This window comes from Mucilaginibacter lutimaris (assembly GCF_042676625.1).
GTDB lineage: Bacteria > Bacteroidota > Bacteroidia > Sphingobacteriales > Sphingobacteriaceae > Mucilaginibacter > Mucilaginibacter lutimaris.
This window is the reverse complement of the sequence record NZ_JBHTIA010000012.1, coordinates 362,888-387,735: the sequence shown is the minus strand read 5'-3', so window position 1 is coordinate 387,735 and position 24,848 is coordinate 362,888. Positions and strand designations below refer to the sequence as shown.

Sequence of the window (24,848 nt, the reverse complement as noted above, 5' to 3'; positions counted from 1 at the left end):
ATTCAACATTATCCCCGGAGTTCTTTCTGCGGGGACGCAAAGGTAAATAAATTTATCTTAATATAAAAGGCTTATAACTAAATGAATAACTATGTACTATTCTGTCAAAAATATTTTCGCTATTTTTTGTAACAAGCAAATCACATCTGAATCATAATATCGCTATATAGCCAAGGTCTCATAAAGCTATAAGTTATTGTGAGGAGCCCGCACCTTAAGGGTTCCGTTAATTAAAATCACTTAAACAAAATGTCTCAAAATTTATTGATCCAGTTCTGGTGGGTATTTCCGCTGGTGGGTGCTGTTCTGATGTACAAATTTGTACTTCGGGTGTTTTTTGGTATGATCATCGTTCCCGATAACCGTATTGGGCTGGTGGTTAAAAAGTTTACGCTTTATGGCGATAAGCGGCTGCCCGATGGCCGCATAATTGCCATACATGGCGAAGCCGGTATGCAGGCAAAACCCCTTGCGCCGGGCCTTTACTGGCGCATGTGGCCATGGCAATATATGATCACTATGGAGCAATTTACTATTGTTCCGCAAGACAGGCTGGGCCTGGTAAAAGCCAAGGATGGCGCGCCGATGGATACCGGCCGTGTGCTGGGTAAACCGGTAGATTGCGATAAATTCCAGGATGCGCAAGCCTTTCTTGAAAACAACGGGCAAAAAGGCCCGCAGGCAGCATTCTTAACGCCGGGTAATTATCGTATCAATACTTTCCTGTTCGAGATTGTAATGGTGCCTATTACCAACATACACGAAAACAAGGTTGGTATAGTTACCACACTTGATGGTGAGCCGCTTGATAAGGGTGAAATTGCCGGCGGCTCGGTTGAAGGCCACCGTAATTACCAGGACCCAATGGCTTTTATAAAAGCCGGTGGTAAAAAGGGCTTGCAGGAAGATGTGATACTGGCCGGCACCTATTATCTAAACCCGTGGTTTGCCATTGTGGAACAGGTAGAGATGGTGCATATTCACATCGGCTTTGTGGGTGTGGTAAACTCCTTCGTAGGCCCCGAAGGTAAGGATACCAGCGGTATAGGCTTTACGCATGGTAACATCGTTAAGAAATACGAAAAAGGTGTTTGGGACGAGCCGCTCGACCCGGGCAAACACCCCGTAAATATTTACACCCATACTGTAGAAATTGTACCAACAACCAACATTGTATTGAACTGGGCCAACAGCCGTACCGAAAGCCACGAACTTGATAAAAACCTGTGTACTATAAGCGTACGTTCATCCGATGGTTTTACATTCAACCTCGATGTTTCGCAGATCATCCACATACCGCGTAACGAAGCGCCTAAGGTTATCGCCCGTTTCGGTAACATGAAGAACCTGGTATCGCAAGTGCTCGAGCCTACTATCGCTAACTACTTCCGTAACTCGGCGCAAAAGAGTGGTGTTATCGAGTTCCTTACCGCTCGTTCGCAAAGGCAGGAGGATGCCCGTATGCAAATAAGTAAGGTATTGAATGAGTATAACGTAGAGGGCGTTGATACGCTGATAGGTGACATTGTGCCACCCGAAGCGCTGATGAAAACCCTTACCGACCGTAAAATAGCCGAACAGGAACGCGTCACTTACGAAATTCAAAAAAGCGCGCAGATAGAGCGTAAAGAATTTGAAAGCGCCAAAGCCGGTGCCGACATGCAGCCCGAGGTGGTAAAATCTACCCGCCAGGTTGAGATAAACACGCAAATGGCTGCATCTAAAGTTGCTGCCGCTAAAGGTGATGCCGAATCGCGGGTGATCAACGCTAAAGCGGATGCCGAGAACAAAACTATTATTGCCCGTGCCGATGCCGAAGCTAAAACCATTAACGCTAAAGCGGATGCTAATGCAACAGAAGTAAACGGTAGCGCTGAGGCAGGTAAAATTAAAGCGATAGGTTTAGCCGAAGCCGAGGTTACCAAACAAAAAACTGAAGCAATGGGTACCGAACAATATGCCATTGTCCGCGTGGCCGAAGCTTTGGCTAACGCCGGTATTAAACTGGTACCAGAGATTTTGGTTAATGGCCAAAACGGCGGCGGTAACGGCATGATAGACGCCCTGATAGGCTCGGAAATGCTGAAAAAGCTGCAACGCGAAGGCGAAGAAAAAGTGGTTGATATTACGCCCAAAGCGGAGTAAGTAAGCAACCAATCATCATCCTATGTTTGCATAGGATGACGGATTTGAATACAATGAAAGAGCCGCTCAATTGAGCGGCTCTTTCATTATGCTATTATCAAACTTATATCGCCAGTATCTCTACTATCTTTAAAAATTTGGGGTTTATTTCCACATTATGTTTGCAGGCATGCTCAAACGGAGTGTAAGATATTTCGTTATGTATAACACCTATCATTTCGTTGCGGTGCCCGTCTCTTAAAGCCTCAACAGCAGCTACACCAACGCGGCTTGCCAACACCCTGTCCTGGCATGACGGGCGGCCACCACGCTGAATGTGACCAAGGATAGAAACACGGGTATCATAATGCGGGAAACGCTCTTTTACATGGCGGCCAATCTCAAATGCGCCACCGGCATCGTCGCCTTCGGCAACAATCACGATTTTTGATAGCTTGTCCTTACGGCCGTGTTCAAGGCGTTCGCACAGGGCATCAATATTGGTTTTACTTTCGGGTATTACAATGGCTTCCGCGCCGGATGCTATACCTGTACGTAAAGCAATAAGGCCCGAGTCGCGGCCCATTACCTCAACAATGAATACCCGGTCATGAGATTCTGCAGTATCGCGGATTTTATCAACGGCGTCAATAACAGTGTTAATGGCAGTATCGTAGCCAATGGTAAAATCGGTACCTAAAAGGTCGTTATCTATAGTGCCCGGTAATCCTACAATCGGGAAATCGTACTCTTCCCCAAAAATACGTGCACCGGTAAAGGTACCGTCGCCACCAATGGCAACAAGTGCATCAACACCATGTTTTTTTAACTGTTCGTAAGCTAATTTACGGCCCTCGGCTGTGCGGAATTGTTCGCTGCGGGCAGTTTTAAGAATGGTACCCCCACGCTGAATGATATTAGAAACAGATTTCCTGTCCATGGCAAAAAATTCACCATTTATCATTCCCTCGTATCCCCTGCGGATACCGGTAACTTCAATACCATAATAGATTGCGGAGCGTACAACCGCCCTGATGGCGGCGTTCATACCCGGTGCATCACCACCAGATGTAAAAACTCCAATGTTTTTGATCTGCGTCATTTGTAAAAGGGCGCTGTCGCTTTGTAAGTGTAAACAAAAAAGAACTCTACAAAAGCTATGCAGCATGCTACATCGTTTTCGTAAAGTTCCGCGAATTTACACTAATTTTAATAGGTTACACTGATTATATCTCGAAAGATCTTTTATAGAGTTAGAATATTTATTCCCATAATAACCAAGAATAATACGCCTTAACATATTAATATCAGTAAATACTCTTCAAATATTCGTAAATCAATTACAGCTAAACCCTATTTATGACGATTAGTTCTGTAACATCGCTCCGCCACAAGCGTGGTTTTTGTCATGTAATTGTTGTGCGCTACAGCACATACCTAGTGCATTTGGTCCATAATCTCCAGAAATCAGCACACATATCGGTGTGCTACCTGAACAATTGCTGTGTGTAGTACAATTAGCAGCTAATCCGCCCATAACATTCTTCATTTCTCCCCTTGAAAGAGGGGTTCCAAAATTTTTCATAGAATTTTAATAAATGGTTTTTAAGTATTCAAATATAACAATATTAGGCAATTGTGATTGAATTAATAAAATTACTGCTTACTATTAATTTTATATGCTGCTATCCCGCTATCCAGGTAAGAAATAAAGGATTTAATATTTTTTGTAGATCCAGTAGGCTCTACAAGTACTTCGCCCTTTTCATTAATAATCACATAGTATGGTTGCGCATTGGAATTAAATTTACTAATCTCAAGGTCTAGCCACTTGCCTCCAATAGTTGTTATTTCCCTTTTTTGCACTGGAGATACATACTGTTCCGCTTTTGGCAATTCTGTTTTATCATCTATTACCATCTGCAATATTACAAAGTCGTTTTGCAGGCGTTTAAGCACCTCTGGATTGGGTAATACGTTCTGCTCCATTTCTCGGCAGTTAACGCAGTTCCAACCTGTAAAATCAATCAAAACAGGTTTATGCAATTCTTTTGAAAGCTGTATAGCCTGATCATAATCATACCATTCGTCAAGCCCCTTTACCTTTGGCAAGCGTTTAAAAAGCTCTTCGTATTTTTTTGTTTTTATGGATGATGTATTGGTCGGTGTTGCAACGGGTGCAGCGCCACCGCCGGATATATCAAAATCCTGCGTGCTTAGCGGAGGCAGTAACGCGCTAATAGCTTTTAAAGGCGCTCCCCAAAGGCCGGGGATCATATAAACCGTAAAAGCAAACATACCCATGGCAATAAATGTGCGGGTTACTGTTAAGTGTTGCACATCACTATCGTGCGAGAATTTGATCTTGCCGATAAGGTATAAACTCATTAATATACCAATAGCTATCCAAAGCGATAATACCACTTCGCGGTCTATTAAGTTCCAGTGGTAAGCAAGATCGACATTTGACAAGAATTTTAAAGCGAAGGCAATCTCTATAAATCCTAAAATAACCTTGACGCTGTTTAACCAGCCGCCGGATTTTGGCAGGCTTTTAAGCGCAGAAGGGAACATGGCAAATATGGTGAACGGCAATGCTATGGCTAACGAAAAGCCAAACATTACTACCGCAGGCCCAAGCCTGTCGCCTTTTGTAAAGGCACTTGAAAGTACCGCGCCAATAGCAGGCCCAGTACAGGAAAACGAAACCACAACTAAAGTAGCTGCCATAAAGAAGATCCCTGCAAGGCCCCCCTTATCAGAATTAGCATCCAACTTGTTAGCTAACGAGCTAGGCAATGTTATTTCAAACGCGCCCAGGAATGAAGCCCCGAACACGATCAGCATCAAAAAGAAAAAGAAGTTAAAGACGCCGTTTGTAGCCAGTCCATTAAGTGCCGCCGGCCCAAATATAATGGTGATCAGCAAGCCAAATACCACGTAAATAAATATGATAGACAGCCCGTATAAACAAGACTGCCATATGGCATTGGCCCTGCTTCCACCTCGCTTAGTAAAAAAGCTCACGGTTAACGGCAGCATAGGGTAAACACATGGCAGTAAAAATGCTGCAAAGCCGCCCAAAAAGCCAATTATAAATAATTGCCAAAGGCTTTCAGATGCATCCGCTGCACCGGCATTTTTAAACTTAGCTTTTGCATTAACAACCGCGGCCTTAACCGAATCCGCTTTTACTTTAGCCAGCGAATCTACCTTCTTCTTGTTGGCAATAATTTGCTGCGAGGCTGATGGCACATCGGTAAATTCAACATCGTTGGTAGATACGGTGTCGGCGGTTTGCGCCTTAAGCTGTTGAGGTACTAACGTGGAAAGAAAAAACAGGAAAACGAAAAATAGAAAAGCGTGCTTAAAGGAGCTGCGCGAGGTAGCTGATGTCATTTTGTGTTGCCTTAAATATTATTTACCTAACGGGATAGAAAACTCAACCTCGTCTGGTTGAAGACATCTGGAATCACTACAGGTCATAAACTCAAGTTTGCCTTTAACAGCAGAAGCTTTGGCCGATTTTAGTTTAATTTTTTGTTGAAATACAACTGAGTTTTCAAAATAACCGACGTTCATGCCAAAGGTTTTTTCGTATTTAATTACAGGCTGTGGTTCGACAGGCTTTCCAACTAAAACGTATTCTTTCGAGGGGGCAAAAGTAAAACTGGTTTTAATTGGGCCGCCTTCTTTAACCGTTTGCGAATAAATGTGCCATCCCGGGTCAATAGTAGCCTTTATTAAAACAACCGCCTCTGTTGGGCTGGTCTTTTTGGCTGCGTAGGCCCATCTTACATGTGACTCTACCTGCGCTTTAGCCCCTACTGATAATACTAATGCGACAACCGCTAAAAATAATCTCTTCATATTACTTATTTAAAAATTCTATTTCCTTTAAATTATATCTTTCTTCAAGGCCGCTTTTGTTAATAACCAGCATCCCTGCGGGCTCAACATTTTTAATAACGCCTTTAAAAATGTCTCCGTTCGACTTAAATCTACGCTGTTCGTTTAACCAATATAGCCGGCTTAAATATAAATTCCTTACAAAATCTATGCGGCCGGCCTTCAAATGCAGGTAATAAGCCTCGATATGGTTACAAATTTCAGCTAATATATTTTTTAATTCATAATCCCTTTGTAATATCTTCTTTATAGAGGTAGCATTAACTGCCCCCGGCGGAAAGCTCTTCTGATTTACATTCAAGCCTATGCCTATAATACTATGCTTAATATGGTTGCCCTGTAAGATGTTCTCTATCAACATCCCTCCAAGTTTCGCATCGCCGTGATAAATATCATTTGGCCATTTTATTTTTAGGTTGTCACGCAACAGGGGGTATAAAGCGTCATATACACCCATGCTAATGGCGCGCGTAAGATCAAACTGCTGCTGTGCCGATAAAAAGGTGGGATTTAAAAGAATGCTGAAAGTTAAGTTTTTGCCGGGTTCGGCATACCATGTGTTATCCCGCTGCCCTCGGCCGGCAAACTGGTCTTCTGCCATAATGACTGTTCCTTCGGGTACTGGCTTGGAATTTGACAGGATATTTTTAAGGAATGTATTTGTAGAGTCAACTTCTTTGAGTGACACTAAATTTTGTCCAACAAATAGTCCTGAAAATATGTTATTTTGCAACGTATAATATTATTAAACCCAAAATCGTTCAAAACTAAATCTTTTTAATGGTAAAAAGTAAAGTGATAAATGAATCTACCTATATTTCTGAGCTGGCCATTCATGGTATGCAGGAAAAAAAAGGTAATGATCTGGTAAGGCTCGATCTCCGTAATATCAACAGCTCGGTAGCAGACTACTTTGTAATATGCCACGCCGATTCAACCACACAGGTAAAAGCAATAGCAAACAGTGTTGAGGAAGAAATTTATAAAGTTATGCAACAGGATCCCTGGAGAAAAGAGGGCCTTGAGCATGGCGAATGGATACTGCTGGATTATATAGACGTTGTCGTACACATCTTCAGGACCGATAAACGTGAGTTTTATGGTGTTGAGGACCTTTGGGGTGATGCTGAAGTAAAAAGCTATAAAAGCGCTTAACCAACACCCTAATTAATACATTATTGATAAGTTGAGCTTGTAGAACATGGAAATTAACGATAAGAAAGAATCTCAAAAACCTTTACGTAAGGTACCTAATAAAAAACCCTCGCCAAAGCCGCCTAAGTTTAACCTGATGTGGCTTTACGCCATTGCTATTATAGGTATACTGGTTGTACCTACTTTAATGAGTGGAAACAGCGGTAAAACCATAGATTTTCAAAGATTTAGCAGCCAGATGCTGCGCAACGGCGATGTTGAAAAAATTGTAGCCTATAAAAATGGCGACCTGGTAACTGCCGAAGTTTTTTTAAAACAAGGCAGTATTGGTAAATCTGAATACGCCGATGCCAACAAAGGCCAGCGCAGCCTGGGTATCTCGGCTAAAGAGCCTCAATATAATTTTACCGATGCATCTTATGAAAGTTTAAAGCAATCTGTAGCGGCAGCGCAAAAGGATATACCCGATGCTAATAAAATATCCATCGAGTTTCAGCAGGGCAAAGAGAACCTGTTAAGCAATTGGCTTGTACAATGCGTAATTATGGCTATACTACTTGTTGGCGTATGGTTGTTTATTATGCGCCGTATGGGTGGCGGTGCTGGTGGCGGCGCAGGCGGCCAGATATTTAACATTGGTAAGTCAAAAGCTACCCTGTTTGATAAAGAATCGCAGGTATCGGTAACCTTTAATGATGTCGCCGGCCTCGAAGAAGCCAAACAGGAGGTTATGGAAATTGTAGATTTTCTTAAAAACCCAAAGAAATATACCAATCTGGGTGGTAAAATACCTAAAGGCGCGTTGCTGGTTGGTTCGCCGGGTACAGGTAAAACATTATTGGCCAAAGCTGTAGCCGGCGAGGCGCAAGTGCCATTTTTCTCGCTTTCGGGTTCGGATTTTGTGGAGATGTTTGTGGGTGTAGGTGCATCACGTGTGCGTGATCTCTTTAAACAGGCAAAAGATAAAGCCCCATGTATCATTTTTATTGACGAGATTGATGCTATTGGCCGTGCCCGTGGTAAAAATAATATGATGGGCGGTAATGATGAGCGCGAAAACACCCTGAACCAGTTATTGGTGGAGATGGATGGCTTCGGTACCGATTCCGGTATTATCATACTTGCAGCTACCAACCGCCCCGATGTATTGGATAGCGCGCTAATGCGACCGGGGCGTTTCGACAGGCAGGTATCTATAGATAAGCCCGATTTGAATGGCCGTGAGCAGATCTTTAAAGTACACTTAAAGCCGATTAAACTGGCCGAAGGTGTTGACCCTAAAAAACTATCGGCCCAAACACCAGGCTTTGCTGGTGCAGAGATCGCCAATGTTTGTAATGAGGCCGCGTTGATAGCTGCACGTCAAAATAAAGAGGCGGTTGATATGAAAGATTTTCAGGACGCTATTGACCGTGTTATTGGTGGTCTTGAAAAGAAAAACACGCTTATTTCTCCTGAAGAAAAACGCGTTGTTGCCTACCACGAAGCAGGGCACGCTATTGCAGGCTGGTTCCTTGAGCATACCGATCCATTGGTTAAAGTGTCTATTGTTCCACGTGGTGTGGCTGCGTTAGGTTACGCGCAATATTTACCAAACGAACGTTTCCTGGTTGCCAAGGAAGAATTGATTGACGACATGACCCTTTCGATGGGTGGCAGGGTTGCCGAGGATATTATTTTTGGTAAGATCACAACCGGCGCTTTAAGTGACCTGGAACGTATTACCCGCCTTGCATACGGCATGGTTAAAATATATGGCATGAACGATAAGGTTGGTAATTTATCATTCTATGACCCACAGGGCGATAGCCAGTTTGTTAAACCATATTCTGACGCTACGGCTGAGTTAATAGATGCCGAGGTGCGTAACCTAATTGAATCTGTTTATGCACGTACTAAAGACCTGCTGAATAAACACCGCGAAGGCCTTGAGAACGTAGCCATGAAATTATTAGAGAAAGAAGTGTTGTTCCAATCAGATCTTGAAGAGATACTGGGTAAACGCCCTTTCGAGCACCGTACCGCTTATGATAAGTTTGTAAACGGTGAGCCCGAACTTGTACAGGACAATAATGCCATTCCAGATAAATTGATCAATCCCGAGCTATCTATGGTAGATGTACCGGAAGATCCGGCATCAGAAAAATAATAATTAAGGTTTCTTATTTAAATCGCAAGTCTTTGATCCGCATTTGTGGACCGGGCTTGCGATTTTTTGTTTGATGCTTATTACTTTTGAATACTAATGAGAGATATCACGACATCAAAAGAAAAACTTTTAAAAAAGGTACGCAAAGCCTTATTAGAGAAACGTGACAACCCCTACCCTAACCTGGAAGATTTGCCCATGTACCCCCAAAACGAGGAGATGCTGGAGGTTTTATTTGCCCAGGAATTTACAGCAGTTAGCGGCCAGTTTGTTTTTTGTGAAGACGATGTACAATTTATAGAAAACCTGCTGGAACTTGCCGAAGAGCGCAAATGGCACAAAATTTACTGTTGGGAACCCAAACTGCAGGAAATTCTTAATACCTACGAATATCCCTTTTTTGAAACCGATAAGGACTTTGAACATGCCGAAGTGGGTTTTACCCTTTGCGAAGCTTTAATTGCCCGTAACGGCACCATCTTGTTATCTAACGGCAATGCAGCCGGCCGCAGGCTAAGTATTTACCCGCCTGTACACATTGTACTGGCCTATACCTCGCAGCTTGTGCTTGATATTAAGGATGGCTTTAAGCTCATGAAAGATAGATATGGGAACCAACTACCAACCATGATAACCCACGTTACCGGCCCAAGCCGCACTGCCGATATTGAGAAAACCCTGGTGCTCGGCGCCCACGGCCCTAAAGAATTATTTGTGTTTTTATTGGATGGATAACTAAACCACAGTTTAAGCCTTAAGCTCAATCCCATTTTTATCTAAGCTTACTTTTTACTAACGACTTATTTTTAAATCCTCCAACTTGCTTTCTTCCAAAACTATCCGTTGGCTAATTTTTTTATGGTACGCCCACTTTATTAGGCGTATGCAACCGTCGGCAATTTCTATACCGGTAATGTCACCATCGTTAAAACAGCAGCAGCCTGTGTTAAAATAAGTATCAAGGTAGCCGTTAAAATCGGGCTGGGTGTTGCCCTGCAGGTGCATTGCGGTTATCTTCTTTTCAATCTCGGCAACCTTAACTGTATCACTTGCTTTCCTGGCGTTCTCTAATCCTATATAAAGTATTTCCAGCTGGGTTAACGATTTAAAAACCGGCTGGTGAGTGTGCCCTGTTATCAGCAGCATATTTTTACGCTCGCTACTCCACTCATACATAATACGGTTATGGTCGGTTTTTAACTGATTATTATATGCCGGGGTATTCGGGTTAATGCGCAGGAAGCCCTGCAATGGCCCCCACACATCAGACACAAACCATTTGCTAAACCAATTACCGTCGCTTTGCAGATCGCCCTGGTGGCCGTGGGTCATAAAAATTTCGAGGGGTTTATTATTTACTGTAGTTTGTAAAACAGCGCCTTCATAAACACGGATGGCTTGCCCATATATCTGTAATAAACTTACTGCAGCCAGTGGGTCATTCCCCCAATATAGGTCGTGGTTACCAAAAATTTTCACAAACCTGTCTACGGGGATAAATTTTTTTTCCTTTTCAAAGGTTGCTTTATTGTGCCTTTTAACAGTAACAAACAGGTTTTCCCAAAGCTCTTCGCTATCGCCAAGGTTTATGTAAATAAAATCGTCCTTATAATAATGGTCGAGCGCTGACAGGTAATTCTTAGCCGATCTCGCAAATATATCCGCACCGTCGCGGGCGCCTTTATGCTGGTCTGATAGGATGATGAATTTATTTTTATGAACATCAAACGGAATAACCAGCCCCTTTTTACCGGGATTTGTAATGATACTTTTGTATAGCGCGTTTAAGGCCTTGTTAACCCGCGCCTTGTTGGGGCGTGATGAAAATTTATCGGCGAGGCGTGATACCGGTTTATAAAGTAGCTTTTGCAAAAAACGGCGCATGTGGTGTAAACATGCGCCGTTGCTATTTGTGTGGGTTTAGGTATTTTAATATTCGCCCGAGCCGGTTATTGTAACGCGCTCATCGGTTGTAAGATCGATCATGTTAATGGAAAATTTATACGAACTCGACCCTGTTTTGGTAACGGTGCCCCCGGTTGATGCGTAACCCGCATTATTGGTATTGGGTACGCATATGGCATATAACTTTGATGAGAAGCCGGTAGCTTCATCAAAATTTACCACGTTGCTTGTACCGCCGCTGCCGGTTGGCATGTTATAAACAGTAAATGACGCGCCGCTTGTAGTTGCAATAATTACATCGATATTGCCACTAACACCACTTGTAGCGGGGATTGATTGGCAAACGCCGCTATAGGTTGTGCCTTTAAGCGTAAACGAGCCTTTACCCGAGCCAAGGTCGCCGTCGCCATTATCGCTGTCTTTTTTACAGCTGCCTAAAAATGATACTACCAACATCAGCAGTACGCTTTTTATAAAGATATTTCTCTTAATAGTTTTCATGATATTTTATTGTTTGAAAGATTATGTATGTTAAAAAGAGAACAGGTAACTAAGGCCTGCAAATGAATAAGAGCCACCTGTAACTTTTACGTAGTTGTAACCTACGCCAAGGTTTGACTTATCGCCGATATTGATGCCCAGTTTAGCGGCTAATAACAGATTGGTGTTGGTAACAGAACCGCCGCCGTCATCAAGTGAGGTACGCAAGCTGTAAAGGCCAACCTGAGGCTCTAAAAAAAACATATCGCCAAGCTTAGCCAGATAACCAATTTTAAACGGAATGCCCGAATACTTATAATCTACATCCTCTTTAGATACAAAGTAATTATACCCAACTGTCGCGGTTACCGCGCCGGCATCGTTCAGGTGGTAAAGGCCTTTTAAATTAATACCCACACCAACTGATGATGAATTTTTAAAATCGCCCAATGGCAATAATACCTCCGGTTCTAACCCAAGGCTAAACGTAGAAGCTGACCCATCTGCGAACATGGTGTTTTTAAGCGCGTTTTTTTGCTCAAAAAGGTCTTTTTGGTTTGCCGGCTGGCTGATAGTCCCGTGCTTGGCGGCGGCTATAATACCACTGGTAGTAATTGGCTCTGCACCGCTTGTAAGGCTGCTGTTTTGTGCATTGGCAGCAAAGCCCGCGCATAATAGCGGGATAAAAAGTAATCTGGAAAGGTTAAGGTTTTTCATTGTTATTAATTAGTGCTGCCTACTCTGATCCGTTTTCGGCTTTCCCGGCCACAATTATTGGTAATTGCTTAACACAAATTTCTGTCTGCGGCGGGCGCGCATCAATGCGCATAACACCTTAATTAGCCTGTGTTTAGGCGGGGCAAATACCGTGTTTTCACGGTAAGCCGGCCTCACCTCCCGCCATAACTTAGCTCCCGGAATAAAGGATCAATCACACAAAAATTTAAAACTCATGAAAAAATTACTATTAATCGTATTACTGATTACCGCTTGCACAGTTGCTTTTACAGGCTGTAAAAAAAGCGGCGAAAACCCATCTTCGGTATCTAAAAGCGAGATCACCGGCAAGTGGTTTTATGTTAAAATTGTTGAGGATGGCGATACCGATACTTTTAGCGATGGCGAGTACCTACAGTTTAATGAGGATGGTACCGCTTACGATAGCATGGATAATGATAATGCTAAATGGAGCTTATCGGGCAATAAATTAACCATCATATCTAACGGCGAAACTAACGTGGCCAATGTTGACAAAATTACAAGCAGTGAATTGGTATTATCGTTAACCGACGATGACGGGCACCGCACAGCTTATTTTAAAAGGTGAGATTTAAAATAGTATAAAATGCTGTGTCACAACATTTAGTTTACATCTTAAAATGTATTTTAGCATAAACCAAACTCTTATTAAAATGAAAAAACTATTACTATTAGGCTGCATCCCCTTGTTACTTGCAGCCTGCAAAGGCAAAACCAACAAAGATGCTCCCGATTCGAATGCCGAAAGTACAGCATCGGCTACAGCTAAAGTAAGCACAACACGCACTGCATTGCCCACGCTTATTACATTGAATGGGATATTATTAAATGATGCAGACCGCCTGGTAATGGATTTTATCAGCAATAGCAGCATTTACAAAAGCCCTACAAACATCTGGTTCAGCAAAAACTATTTAACTAAGCTTAAGCAATTGCTTGAGAAAGAAGGCGCAGATGGCATACGTATTTATTTTGCTAAGTTTAATAATGGCCATAATATTATCCTTGCTTCAACACGTAAAACCGGCGAAAGGGATACACACAGAGATTACTTTGAGCATACCGATCCATTTCTACAAACAGCCGAAGCAAAAGGGGTTGTAGATTACACTGGTAAATACGGCGCTACATTATATGACCCAAACATGAAGTGCCCTGATGATGATAATTGCAACATATCGTATAATCATTATCTTAAATGCAGCGAGGCAGGAGAAAGGGTAAGGAATTTTACCAATGATAAAATTGCAACCACAAGCGAATGGTTTGACATCGGCTTACTAAGCCATTTGATGAATGAACTTGAAACTAATGCAGTTGCCGATGGAATACGTATTTATTATGCAAGAAAAATTGATGCTGATAAAACACATGGCTTTGTTATAGTAACCACCCGGCCGTCTGCCGCCAATAAAAATATTCACGAAGACTATTATACCTGCAGCTCACCAATTATACGGGTAGATAACGGCGAGCAGTGCCCTACCAATTGTAACGGCGTAACCTGGCCACCGCAACCATAATAGCAAAATGTTAAAATATATAACCCTTAATATAACAGTAGAATTTATATGCCTGTTAACTGCATTGGTTTCGCTGAAAAAAAGTGCCGGCAGATCCTGGTTAAGTATGATACCGTTTCTTTTTATAATTTGCTTAACCGAGATTGGGGGAAAGTATTTAAAAACAATTTATCTTCAAGACAGGGTTCATAATCAATCAAATTCATGGTTATATAATCTTCTTCTTATTTTTCAGGCATTGTTTATTAGCCTGCATTTTAACTATTTGATTGGTAAGTTTAAAAACAGCAAGCCCCTTATCTATATCGGGCTTGCTTTAACCGGGTCACTTTACATTTACGAACTTTACGACCACGGCTTTTTTGTGTTCAATAACCTAACATTTACTGTTTTATCTGTACAGTTTATAAGTTATAGCTTATATTATTATTATAATTTATTAAAAGATGACAGATACATCGACCTAAAATATTCAGCTGGTTTTTGGTGGGTAACCGGAATGTTATTTTTTGGATTCGGAACTGTAATATCCAGTTTATTCTATAGCAAGCTATCGGTTATGTTACTGCATTCTAAGGTGTATTTAACTACTTATATTTATATCGGGTTAAACATCATTTTGTATGGCTGCTGGAGCTATTCGTTTATCTGCAAAAAATGGCAAACGTCGATATTAAAGAAATAATACTTATTGCCACCGTTATCTTTTTGTTGGCGCCAACGTTTCTGGTGCTTTATGTAAATATGTATAACCAACGTAAAAAGCGGCATATCGAAGAAAAAAAGTTACTGCAAGCACAATTCCAACAGGAGCTTCTTAAAACGCAGGTTGAGATGCAGGAGCAAACGCTAAATCATATTAGCCGCGAGATACATGACAACGTTACACAGGTACTGTCTTTTGTAAAATTAAACCTGGCCATTTCTGCCAAAACATCACCAGAACTGGCAGAGCAAAAAATAAGCGAAAGCCGCGACCTGGTTGCCCAGGTAATAAATGACCTGCGCGACCTGTCTAAAAGTTTAAGTTACGAGCATATTCTGCAGCTTGGCCTGGTGCAAACTATGGAAATAGAGGTTGGGCGTATAAATAAAAGCGGCATTATTGATATTGAACTTGCCGTTGGCGGCGATGCCCATAACCTTGGCGAAGAAAGGGAACTGGTATTATTCCGCATTTTTCAGGAAGGACTTAATAACGCGCTTAAGCACTCGGGCGCCAATAAGCTTAAAGTAAGTTTGGATTATTTTGAGCATTTATTTAACTTAACCATCCACGACAACGGGAAGGGTTTTTTGGCCGGCGAGCAGCTTAAAAGCGGCTCGGGCTTAAGAAACATTGTGAACAGGGCTGCCTTAATTGGTGCCGTTGCTGTTATAGACAGCGCGCCAGGCAAGGGTTGTTGCATTAAAATAGCTATTGACCCCCTTACACAAAACCCAGATGCTAACGGAAACCACCATAGCTTTAGTTGACGACCACCGCTTGTTTAGAAGCGGGATAGTATCGTTAATAAACAGCTTTACAGGGTATAAAATTTTGTTTGAGGCCGCCAACGGCGAGGAGCTTACACGAAAGCTATCCCCTAAATTTAAACCCGATATTATTTTATTGGATATTAACATGCCTGTTATGGACGGTATAAGCACCGCGCAATGGCTGCGAGAAAAATATCCCGACATCTGCGTTATTATCCTATCTATGTTTGAAGATGCCGAAAAGGTGCTTACCATGGTTAAAATGGGTGTTAAAGGCTACTTGCTTAAAGATGCCGAGCCGAACGAATTTGAGCAGGCATTAAAAAAAGTATCGGAAGGAGAATTATACTACCCCGAGTTTGTTACACGTCACCTGGTACATAACTTTAATAAGCATACCGAACAGGTTAAGCTAAACAGCCGCGAGATAGAGTTCCTGAAACTTGCCGGCACCGAGTTAACTTACAAAGAAATTGCTGACCAGATGTGTATAAGCGCACGTACCGTAGATGGTTACCGCGACCAGCTTTTCGAAAAATTAAACATAAAAAGCCGTGTAGGCCTGGTTTTATACGCCATAAAAAATAACATGATAGAATTGTGATTTGCTAAAATTATTAGCAAATTTGCTTCTATGTCGCACGCGGAGAATGATGAATTTTTTAAAGGTAGAGGGGCACAGGTAAACACCCACAACAAATTTCTGAAGAACAAGTACGTACTGGACCATATTGAGGGCCTGGACGAACAGCTGCTTGAAAATACGCATACTCAATTGTTTGAAGAGACGCCCAAAAAGATCGTAAGTATATCCAACAGCCCCGATCTTAGTCACTTCCATTCCATAAACCCATATCAGGGGTGCGAGCATGGGTGCATTTACTGCTACGCCCGCAATAGTCATGAATACTTTGGTTTTAGTGCCGGGCTGGATTTTGAGCGCAAAATAATTGTGAAACGCAACGCGCCTGAATTGCTTGAAAAATATCTGAATAAAAAGGGCTACGAACCCGTCCCCATTATACTATCGGGCAATACAGATTGTTACCAGCCTATAGAGCGTAAGCTTAAAATTACCCGCGGTTTATTAGAAGTGTTTTTAAAATATAAGCACCCGGTAAGCATCATTACAAAAAACAATGTGGTACTGCGCGATATGGATATTTTAAGTGAGCTGGCCGCCTTGCGGCTGGCGCATGTAAACGTTTCTATCACTACGCTAAGCGAATCGCTTAGGCAAACGTTAGAACCACGTACCGTTACCGGGATGAGCAGGCTGGCGGTAATTCAAAAGCTTACCGAAAAAGGCATCCCATGCAGGGTGATGGTCGCACCAATAATACCGGGATTGAACAGCAATGAGATCCCAGATATCATAAAAGCCGCTGCCGACCGGGGCGCGGTTGATGCAGGCTTTACCATTGTGCGCCTCAACGGCTCCATTGCCGAAATTTTTACCGATTGGGTGCATAAGGCATTTCCATACAGGGCCGATAAAGTGTTAAATATGATTAAAGCCTGCCACGATGGTAAGCTTAACGACAGCGACTTTGGCCGCCGTATGAGCGGTGAGGGTCACGTTGCCCAATCTATCCATCAGCTTTACCGTATGGCCTGCGTACGTTTCCTGGCCGGCCGCGAAATGCCGGGATATGACATGACTTTGTTTACACCCAAAGGAGGGAAACAAACAAGTATGTTTTAAAGGTTTAAGGCAATAACATTTTATTTGGATAATATGGTGTCACAACATTGCCACCAATTTAAAAGTAAAAATGCTGATAATTAAGCCATTGTAAAAAGTGCCTGCACTTGTGCAAACGTGAACGTGAACATTTAGCGCCTATTATACTGCATAAAGTAGAAACACTTTATTACCTACATCCTCAATCTTAACGATACCGACCTGCCCAGGGCCTGCACAAATTGAGGGTCGAGGGTGTGGTGTTCGCCCTCTTTTTGGATCCAGATGGTGTTTTGTTTTATCAGCTGCAACTTTTCGCCATTTAGCAGCAGTTCAAGTTCAGTAGTGTTTTGATTGATCAGGCGGCTGTTTACAATCTGGTAAACGTAGTCCTTATCATTAAAAGTAATCCTTAGCGGTAATCCCATATCTCAAATCTTCTCGGTGGTAAAGTTAACCCTTAACGCCGGGATTTGAATTTTATTTGAAAAAAACTCTCAAATATCATTGTGTGAGGGCGGGAGGTGAGGCCACAAAAAAAGCCTCGTAAACGAGGCCTTTTAAATATAATTTTATGAACGTGGTTGCAGGTTATGCGTTCTCTTCTTCAAGAGCCATTATCTCGTCAACCAAAATGCGGCCGCAATGCTCGCAAACGATGATCTTTTTGCGTTGGCGAATGTCGGACTGGCGCTGAGGCGGGATCTGGTTAAAGCAACCAGAACATGAATCGCGCTGAATGGTTACTACCGCCAAACCATTTTTAGCGTTTTTGCGCAAACGGTTATAAGCAATAAGTAAACGCTCATCAATTGTACCTGTAGCTTTTTCTGCCTGAGCGGTTAATTCGGTCTCATCTTTTTCAGTTTCGGCAGTAATGGTGCCTAACTCATCTTTTTTCGCATCAAGGTCGCTGCGGCGTGCTTCAAGGTCGGCAAGCGCTTTTTCGTAAATGGCGGTTTTTGAAGAGATCTCAAAACCAAACTCACGGATTTTTTTCTCGCTTACTTGTATATCTAAGCCTTGTATCTCAATTTCTTTCGAAATAGCATCATACTCGCGGTTGTTTTTAACCTCGTTAAGCTGCGTTTCGTATTTTTTTATGTTAGCCTGAGCCTCTTTGATCAGGTTCTTGCGGGTTACAATTTCGTCCTCAAGATCATCAAGCTCATTTTTAATTTTTTGTATGCGGGTTTCAAGGCCGGCAACATCATCTTCTAAATCAGCAACTTCCATAGGCAGTTCACCTCTTACCTGGCGTATTTTGTCGATTTTGGTGTGGATGAGTTGCAGGTCGTATAAAGCTTTAAGCTTTTGTTCTATGGTCTGTTCCATTAAATAAAATATTTGACGGGGTTTGTATTCACTTTTGTTAAACGGATGGCAAAGTTAACAAATTTTTCTTGAATAATTTCGCACAATAATTGTTGCGTAAATTGCTCACTTTCAAAATGTCCGATGTCTGCGATCACTATTTTTCCTTCGGCATCAAAAAACTCGTGATATTTATAATCGGCGGTAATAAAAACATCGGCGCCGGCAGCTATGGCGTGCTTCAATAAAAACCCGCCCGAGCCGCCGCAAACCGCTACTTTCTTAACTCTTTTACCGGTAAAAGCGGTATGCCTTATTACGGTGCAATCCATGGCGGCCTTAACTTCGCCTAAAAATTCGGCTTCGTCCATGGGTACCTCCAGTTCGCCTATCATGCCGCTGCCGATTTGCTGGTGCTGGTTAGTTAGGTTGTATAAGTCGTAGGCAACTTCCTCGTATGGGTGCGCCAGTACCAGCGCCATAATGATCTTGCTCTCCAGGTTGGCCGGGTAAACGGTTTCTATTCGCATCTCCTCCTCGTGGTGGCGGATGCCGGGCTCGCCAACATATGGGTTGCTATTCTCGCTGCCTTTAAAGGTGCCTGTTCCCTCTACGTTGAAACTACTTTCGCTATACTCGCCAATATGGCCCGCGCCTGCGTGAAACAATGCCTTGCGTACCTGCTCGGCCTGTGCAACGGGCACATAGGTCACCAGTTTTTTTAGCAGGTTTTGTTTAGGCGCCAGTATGCGGGTATTGGTAAGGCCTAACGTTTCGCAAATGCGGGCGTTAACCCCCGTCATAATGTTATCCAGGTTAGTATGAATGGCATAAATAGCCACGTTGTTGCGAATGGCTTTTTCTACCACACGCTCCACATAGGTTTTGCTATTAAACTTCTTTAGCCCTTTAAATACAATGGGATGGTGCGATATAATTACCTGGCAGCCGGTGGCAATCGCCTCATCAACCACGGCCTCGGTACAATCCAGCGAGATCAGTGCTTGGCTAATCTCCATGTTGGACTGGCCTACAATAAGGCCGCTGTTATCATAATCTTCCTGAAGAGCCAATGGGGCAAGGCTTTCCAGGTAAGCGGTTAGTTGAGAAAGTTTCATAGTTTACTAAGGTAGTAACGCGGGGCGAGGTTTGGAAATTTAGGTGTTTGAAAATCTCTTTCTGTTAGGCGAGATTTTTCAAGTCGGCTGCTTTACAATCTTACTCCACCCACGGCACCACTTGCGCGACCCTATATGCATAGCAAAGGGTGGGGAATATTGGCGTTTCACCCTCTTTCCGCTTGCGGAGAGAGGGTCGACCAGCGAAGCGAAGTCAGGGTGAGTGAATTAGCAGCTATGGTTTATAAAAATTTATTCCACAAAAAAATCAAAACGTACAGGTGATATTTTCTTTGGCGCTAACCGTTTATTAGTTTGCCAACGCTCACCGCGTTTTGATTCTTTTTTATTGTTAAATACTTTTCTGATGCTTATGCGCTATGTTTCAGGTTACGCGCTTTAAGCGTTTTAAGGTCGTTCATTAAAATGCTCATCAGTTCTTTGTCGAAGCGTGATACTAATTTATGAGTTGCAGATTTTTTTGAATTTTTCATGATCATTTACGGTTAAGGATTTATATGTGATAAGGTTAAGGTTTAATATTGTTGGTTATACATGCCCATTTTAGCTATCTGGAAACTTTCGAATGCCATTTTCTGGTTATACTCGTTGGCTAAACTTTGGTGATTAACAAGGTCGACTATAGTACCGATAAGGCAAAAACCGCCTGTAAAAATGTAAAGTAACCCCATCATAACCTGCCCAACCATAAACCTTTGGATACCCGCTACCAGAACAAAGCCAAGCAGCGTAAATATCAAAATATCCTGTGGGCTACGCCTTTTACTTGAGTAGATCATATAAAAGCTTTGTTTTTGCGCGTCTGTCAAGTCGTTAGTTGCCTGATGTAATACTGCCATTTCCTCTGTTGTGATGCCCGGCAGCGACATATAAGGATTGTAAGTGTTCATCTTTTTAATTTTTTGGTGTGATTTGATGATGTAAAACTACTGCCGAATGGCAAATTAGCCTATGGCTATTAGGCAGCCTGTTATAAAGCATCGGTAAGCGTGGTAATTTATTCGGCGAAATAAGGGAGAAATGTTTTTACCGACGGGGAATGGTAAACCTATACCGTTTGTTTAAAACAAGCATGTATATGCGGTAAAACAACAGCAAAAATACAGGTATACCAAGCCAGTGCGCATGAAACGAACTTCTAACATCGCCCCTAAACAAATAAGATATTGCATGGCCAAGGCCGCAGCCCGGGCACCAGGTAATGCCAAGCAACTTTAAAGGGCATAAACTAAAGTGGCTTTGGCCGGCCGGGTCGGTAAACGCCAGGCAGGCCAAAGCCACAATCCAGAATGTTAATTCAAAATACCGGTTAAATATTTTCCTAATCGACACGGTTGCTTTTGGTGGTAAGCAATAAAGATACTGCAAAAGCCTCTATTACACCAACAAGCAGGGCGCCAAAAATACGGCCGCTAAAGCTCTGGAAACTGGTATCATTGCTATCGCCCCCGCCCCAGTTAATAAATATGATGCATGCGAAAACAGATAATACACCTCCTACAAGTAAAATTTTAAAGCTTTGTATCAGCGCTTCTAAAAAACCCATCTGGCCTTTCAACTCGCCATCCCTAAAGTTTTTTACACCAAAAAATAAGCCTATGGCCGGTATCAATACCGATACATATTCGATGGGGTTTGCTTTACTGTCTGTTAAATTATAACCTGTTTGTCGCATAACAAAAAGCCATACTAAGCTTAAAACACCTATTAATAATCCAAATATCACTGAGTTTTTCATGTTGTATAAAGTTTGGTACTTTGTTGTGGTTTCGAAATATCATTTAAAAGTAAACATAAGCGCAAATTGTTTGCTTTAATTTTAATCAATGCGTAGTTAGGCCTGTTAAAAAGCCTTTTTTACCTATATTTACACTGTTTTGAACATCCGTGATATATTAGAAAGATACAAAGCCGACGAACGGATAAAGGCCTTGGCGCAAGCCTTAAATGCCGGTAAAAATCCAAGGGTACAGCTGCGTGGTTTAGTCGGATCAGGTGATGCGGCCATGGCGGCAGCATTGTATTTTTTGCAGCATAAGCACATGGTGTTTGTACTGCCCGAGCGCGAAGAGGCCTCTTATTTTTTGGCCGACCTGGAAAACCTCACCGGTAAAGAGGCCCTGCTTTTTCCTTCATCATACCGCAAACCATTTGAATTTACACAGCCCGATAGCGCCAATGTTTTAGCCCGGGCAGAAGTATTGAATGAGCTTAACCATTCTACCGAATACGGCCAATTGATTGTAACTTACCCGGAAGCGTTAGCCGAAAAGGTGATTGACCGCGCATCCCTTGAAAAAAACACGCTCGAAATTTCTGTTAACAACAAGCTGAATATCGATTTTATTACCGAGTTTTTGGTGGAGTATGATTTTGACCGGGTTGAGTTTGTTTACGAGCCGGGGCAATTTTCGGTACGCGGCGGTATTGTAGATATTTTCTCTTTCTCGCACGACCTGCCCTACCGGGTGGAGTTCTTTGGCGATATTATCGAATCGATCCGCACGTTTGAAATTGAGAGCCAGCTGTCGGTTGAGCAGGTAAAACAGATCACCATTGTACCTAACGTACAATCCAAATTCCTTACCGAAAATAATATTTCCCTGTTGGAGTATGTGGAACCCGATACGCAGATCTGGATAAAGGATGTGCAGTTTACGCTGGATATCATCCAAACAGGGCATAAAAAAGCTACCCAATTATGGAAGGCCTTATCTGCCGAGGATAAAAACCAAAACTCGGATTGGATAGATCCGAAATTCAGCTTTACCGATGAAAAATTGATTGCCGACCAGTTGCATGATTTTGCTTTGGTGGAATTTGGCAAGCAGTTCTTTTACAACGATGCCGCGCAGATAAATTTCGACATGCGACCGCAGCCATCGTTCAATAAGGACTTTAGCCTGCTGATACATAACTTTAAAAACAACGAGGCCGAGAAGATAGAGAACTACATCCTTACCGATTCGGCAAGGCAGGTGGAGCGGCTTTACGCTATCCTGGAAGATCTGGATAAGACCGTAAAATTCACTCCCATTAGTATCAGTATCCGCGAGGGGTTTATAGACCGTGAGCAAAAGCTTGCGTGTTATACCGACCACCAGATATTTGACCGTTATTACAAATACAAGCTTAAAAAGGGCTACCAGCGCTCGCAGGCTATAACGCTTAAAGAATTGCGAGACCTTAAGCCGGGCGATTTTGTAACCCATATAGATCACGGTATTGGCAAATACGCCGGGCTGGAAAAAGTAGAGGTAAATGGCAAAACACAGGAGATGATCCGTTTGGTATATGCCGATAACGATCTGCTATATGTAAACATCAACTCGCTTAACCGTATAAGCAAATACAGCGGCAAAGAAGGTACGGAGCCACGCATGAACAAGTTGGGCACCGACACCTGGGAACGCCTCAAAAAAACCACAAAAAAAAAAGTTAAGGACATCGCCCGCGACCTTATAAAGCTTTATGCCGTGCGTAAGGCACAGGATGGTAATGCCTTTTCTCCCGATAGTTATTTGCAAACGGAGCTGGAAGCATCTTTCCTTTACGAGGATACCCCTGACCAGGAAAAAGCCACGGTAGATTTCAAAAAGGACATGGAATCGCCACATCCGATGGACCGCCTTATTTGCGGCGATGTGGGCTTTGGCAAAACCGAGATAGCCGTACGTGCCGCTTTTAAGGCCGTGGCCGATAGTAAACAGGTGGCCATATTGGTGCCTACAACCATCCTTGCCGCTCAACACTACAAAACATTCAGCGACCGACTTAAAGGCTTCCCGGTAAACATTGATTATGTAAACCGTTTTAAAACCACCAAGCAAATTAAAGATACGCTTGCAGGCTTGAAAGAGGGCAAGGTAGATATCATCATAGGCACACACCGCCTGGTGAGCAAGGACGTAAAGTTTAAAGACCTGGGCTTGATGATAATTGACGAGGAGCAAAAGTTTGGCGTAACCGTAAAGGAGAAGCTAAAGCAAATGCGTGCCAATGTAGATACGCTGACGCTTACGGCAACGCCTATCCCGCGCACGCTGCATTTCTCGCTGATGGGTGCGCGCGACCTTTCTATTATATCTACACCACCACCAAACCGCCAGCCCGTAGTTACCGAGCTGCATGTGTTTAACGATACGCTGATTAAAGAGGCGGTGCAGCATGAGATAGACCGCGACGGGCAGGTATTCTTTATCCATAACCGTGTTGCCGACTTGCCGCAGCTTGGCGCCATGATCCACAAGCTGGTTCCCAAAGCCAGGGTGGGTATTGCCCACGGCCAGTTAGAAGGCGACGCGCTAGAAGATGTAATGCTGAAATTTGTAAGCCACGAGTATGATGTACTGGTAGCCACAACCATTATCGAGGCCGGTTTGGATATCCCCAACGCCAACACTATCATCATTAACCATGCACACATGTTTGGCCTAAGCGACTTGCACCAGATGCGTGGCCGTGTTGGCCGGAGTAACAAAAAAGCGTTTTGTTATTTGCTTAGTCCGCCGTTAAGCACGCTCACCAACGAGGCACGTAAACGGCTAAGCGCTATAGAAGAATTTAGCGACCTGGGCAGCGGCTTTAATGTTGCCATGCGCGACCTTGACATCCGCGGCAGCGGGAACTTATTGGGTGCCGAGCAAAGCGGTTTTATAGCCGAAATAGGTTTTGACATGTATCACAAGATATTGGATGAGGCCATACAGGAATTAAAAGAAGACGAGTTTAAAGGCGTATTCCCTGATGAAAAGCCGAAGCCTTACATCAACTTTACCCAGATAGATACCGACCAGGAGATCCTAATCCCGGATGAATACGTAACCAATATTGGCGAACGCTATAACCTGTACACCGAGCTAAGCAAACTGGAAAACGAAACCGAGCTTGAAGCCTTTAAGCAACAACTACACGACAGGTTTGGCCCCATCCCGGCCCAGGTTCATGACCTGCTGAACTCCATGCGCCTGCAATGGCTGGGCAAAGCCATCGGCTTTGAGAAAGTTTCGCTTAAAAAGAATGTGTTGCGCGGTTATTTCATCACCAACCAGCAATCGCCTTACTTTGAAACGGACGCATTTAAAGAGGTGCTGAACTTTGTACAACGCAACCCACGCCGCACCAATCTTAAAGAAGTAAAAAATACCCTACGGTTAAGTATTGAGCGCATCGCTAATATCGACGAAGCGCTGGAAGTGTTGAGCGAGATGACGGTGGTTGGAGTGTAA

25 protein-coding genes are annotated in these 24,848 nt (G+C 43.0%); 10 read left to right on the top strand and 15 right to left on the bottom strand.

Features of this window, described 5'->3' with window-relative positions; genetic code table 11:
* Window positions 1-249 precede the first annotated feature (249 nt).
* Window positions 250-2,145: an SPFH domain-containing protein gene (locus tag ACFQZI_RS16690; protein WP_377144500.1), complete on the top strand. Its 1,896-nt coding sequence runs from the start codon at window positions 250-252 to the stop codon at window positions 2,143-2,145.
* A 103-nt stretch (window positions 2,146-2,248) separates the two neighbouring features.
* Here the strand turns inward: ACFQZI_RS16690 and pfkA are convergent, their stop codons facing one another.
* From pfkA to ACFQZI_RS16665, 5 genes are all read right to left on the bottom strand, one after another.
* Complete coding sequence (pfkA, locus tag ACFQZI_RS16685; protein WP_377144499.1) at window positions 2,249-3,226, bottom strand: 6-phosphofructokinase; 978 nt, start codon at window positions 3,224-3,226, stop codon at window positions 2,249-2,251.
* 264 nt (window positions 3,227-3,490) lie between these two features.
* Window positions 3,491-3,709 carry a hypothetical protein gene (locus ACFQZI_RS16680; protein ID WP_377144497.1) on the bottom strand — a complete coding sequence of 73 codons (219 nt, stop codon included), beginning with the start codon at window positions 3,707-3,709 and terminating at the stop codon, window positions 3,491-3,493.
* A 71-nt stretch (window positions 3,710-3,780) separates the two neighbouring features.
* Complete coding sequence (locus ACFQZI_RS16675) at window positions 3,781-5,523, bottom strand: protein-disulfide reductase DsbD family protein (protein WP_377144495.1); 1,743 nt, start codon at window positions 5,521-5,523, stop codon at window positions 3,781-3,783.
* Between the two features lie 18 nt (window positions 5,524-5,541).
* Window positions 5,542-5,994 (bottom strand): protein-disulfide reductase DsbD N-terminal domain-containing protein, encoded by a 453-nt coding sequence (locus ACFQZI_RS16670; protein ID WP_377144493.1) that lies wholly within the window; start codon window positions 5,992-5,994, stop codon window positions 5,542-5,544.
* 1 nt (window position 5,995) lies between these two features.
* On the bottom strand, window positions 5,996-6,721 hold the full coding sequence (locus ACFQZI_RS16665; RefSeq protein ID WP_377144491.1) for a biotin--[acetyl-CoA-carboxylase] ligase: 726 nt from the start codon (window positions 6,719-6,721) through the stop codon (window positions 5,996-5,998).
* A gap of 92 nt (window positions 6,722-6,813) precedes the next feature.
* Here ACFQZI_RS16665 and rsfS point away from each other — a divergent pair, with 92 nt between their 5' ends.
* From rsfS to ACFQZI_RS16650, 3 genes are all read left to right on the top strand, one after another.
* A complete protein-coding gene (gene rsfS / locus ACFQZI_RS16660) occupies window positions 6,814-7,188 on the top strand; it encodes a ribosome silencing factor (protein ID WP_377144489.1) in 375 nt (124 codons plus the stop codon).
* A gap of 46 nt (window positions 7,189-7,234) precedes the next feature.
* Window positions 7,235-9,337 carry an ATP-dependent zinc metalloprotease FtsH gene (ftsH, locus tag ACFQZI_RS16655; RefSeq protein WP_377144487.1) on the top strand — a complete coding sequence of 701 codons (2,103 nt, stop codon included), beginning with the start codon at window positions 7,235-7,237 and terminating at the stop codon, window positions 9,335-9,337.
* Between the two features lie 96 nt (window positions 9,338-9,433).
* Window positions 9,434-10,072, top strand: coding sequence for a LutC/YkgG family protein (locus ACFQZI_RS16650; protein ID WP_377144484.1), 639 nt, complete (start codon window positions 9,434-9,436; stop codon window positions 10,070-10,072).
* Window positions 10,073-10,129: 57 nt separating this feature from the next.
* Here the strand turns inward: ACFQZI_RS16650 and ACFQZI_RS16645 are convergent, their stop codons facing one another.
* The 3 genes from ACFQZI_RS16645 to ACFQZI_RS16635 are packed head-to-tail and all read right to left on the bottom strand — an operon-like array spanning window position 10,130 to window position 12,439.
* Window positions 10,130-11,221 carry a metallophosphoesterase gene (locus ACFQZI_RS16645; protein ID WP_377144481.1) on the bottom strand — a complete coding sequence of 364 codons (1,092 nt, stop codon included), beginning with the start codon at window positions 11,219-11,221 and terminating at the stop codon, window positions 10,130-10,132.
* A 45-nt stretch (window positions 11,222-11,266) separates the two neighbouring features.
* Window positions 11,267-11,743 (bottom strand): hypothetical protein, encoded by a 477-nt coding sequence (locus ACFQZI_RS16640; RefSeq protein WP_377144478.1) that lies wholly within the window; start codon window positions 11,741-11,743, stop codon window positions 11,267-11,269.
* Between the two features lie 30 nt (window positions 11,744-11,773).
* Window positions 11,774-12,439 (bottom strand): outer membrane beta-barrel protein, encoded by a 666-nt coding sequence (locus tag ACFQZI_RS16635; RefSeq protein WP_377144475.1) that lies wholly within the window; start codon window positions 12,437-12,439, stop codon window positions 11,774-11,776.
* Between the two features lie 235 nt (window positions 12,440-12,674).
* On the opposite strand from ACFQZI_RS16635, the gene ACFQZI_RS16630 reads away from it, so the two are divergent.
* The 5 genes from ACFQZI_RS16630 to ACFQZI_RS16610 all read left to right on the top strand — a co-directional run bounded on the left by ACFQZI_RS16630 (window position 12,675) and on the right by ACFQZI_RS16610 (window position 17,188).
* Window positions 12,675-13,049: a lipocalin-like domain-containing protein gene (locus ACFQZI_RS16630; protein WP_377144472.1), complete on the top strand. Its 375-nt coding sequence runs from the start codon at window positions 12,675-12,677 to the stop codon at window positions 13,047-13,049.
* An 85-nt stretch (window positions 13,050-13,134) separates the two neighbouring features.
* Entirely contained in the window at window positions 13,135-14,004 is an 870-nt protein-coding gene (locus ACFQZI_RS16625) for a hypothetical protein (RefSeq protein ID WP_377144470.1), read from the top strand.
* A 657-nt stretch (window positions 14,005-14,661) separates the two neighbouring features.
* Window positions 14,662-15,480, top strand: a complete 819-nt coding sequence (locus ACFQZI_RS16620; protein WP_377144467.1) for a sensor histidine kinase — start codon at window positions 14,662-14,664, stop codon at window positions 15,478-15,480.
* The gene (locus tag ACFQZI_RS16615; RefSeq protein ID WP_377144464.1) at window positions 15,449-16,087 is read left to right on the top strand and encodes a response regulator transcription factor; all 639 of its coding nucleotides are present in this window, start codon (window positions 15,449-15,451) and stop codon (window positions 16,085-16,087) included. The genes ACFQZI_RS16620 and ACFQZI_RS16615 overlap by 32 nt, the downstream gene beginning before the upstream one ends.
* Before the next feature lie 30 nt (window positions 16,088-16,117).
* Window positions 16,118-17,188 (top strand): PA0069 family radical SAM protein, encoded by a 1,071-nt coding sequence (locus tag ACFQZI_RS16610; RefSeq protein WP_377144462.1) that lies wholly within the window; start codon window positions 16,118-16,120, stop codon window positions 17,186-17,188.
* Window positions 17,189-17,361: 173 nt separating this feature from the next.
* Here ACFQZI_RS16610 and ACFQZI_RS16605 read toward each other — a convergent pair whose 3' ends face one another.
* From ACFQZI_RS16605 to ACFQZI_RS16575, 7 genes are all read right to left on the bottom strand, one after another.
* Window positions 17,362-17,595, bottom strand: a complete 234-nt coding sequence (locus ACFQZI_RS16605) for a hypothetical protein (RefSeq protein ID WP_377144460.1) — start codon at window positions 17,593-17,595, stop codon at window positions 17,362-17,364.
* A gap of 163 nt (window positions 17,596-17,758) precedes the next feature.
* A complete protein-coding gene (locus ACFQZI_RS16600) occupies window positions 17,759-18,502 on the bottom strand; it encodes a zinc ribbon domain-containing protein (RefSeq protein WP_377144458.1) in 744 nt (247 codons plus the stop codon).
* Window positions 18,502-19,599 (bottom strand): Nif3-like dinuclear metal center hexameric protein, encoded by a 1,098-nt coding sequence (locus ACFQZI_RS16595; RefSeq protein WP_377144456.1) that lies wholly within the window; start codon window positions 19,597-19,599, stop codon window positions 18,502-18,504. Before ACFQZI_RS16595 ends, ACFQZI_RS16600 begins: the two co-directional genes overlap by 1 nt.
* A gap of 371 nt (window positions 19,600-19,970) precedes the next feature.
* A complete protein-coding gene (locus tag ACFQZI_RS16590) occupies window positions 19,971-20,093 on the bottom strand; it encodes a hypothetical protein (protein ID WP_377144454.1) in 123 nt (40 codons plus the stop codon).
* Between the two features lie 42 nt (window positions 20,094-20,135).
* Window positions 20,136-20,510: an NINE protein gene (locus tag ACFQZI_RS16585; RefSeq protein WP_377144452.1), complete on the bottom strand. Its 375-nt coding sequence runs from the start codon at window positions 20,508-20,510 to the stop codon at window positions 20,136-20,138.
* 136 nt (window positions 20,511-20,646) lie between these two features.
* Complete coding sequence (locus ACFQZI_RS16580; protein WP_377144450.1) at window positions 20,647-20,952, bottom strand: DUF2752 domain-containing protein; 306 nt, start codon at window positions 20,950-20,952, stop codon at window positions 20,647-20,649.
* A complete protein-coding gene (locus tag ACFQZI_RS16575; RefSeq protein WP_377144448.1) occupies window positions 20,942-21,358 on the bottom strand; it encodes a DUF4199 domain-containing protein in 417 nt (138 codons plus the stop codon). The genes ACFQZI_RS16580 and ACFQZI_RS16575 overlap by 11 nt, the downstream gene beginning before the upstream one ends.
* Before the next feature lie 139 nt (window positions 21,359-21,497).
* On the opposite strand from ACFQZI_RS16575, the gene mfd reads away from it, so the two are divergent.
* On the top strand, window positions 21,498-24,848 hold the full coding sequence (mfd, locus tag ACFQZI_RS16570; RefSeq protein ID WP_377144445.1) for a transcription-repair coupling factor: 3,351 nt from the start codon (window positions 21,498-21,500) through the stop codon (window positions 24,846-24,848).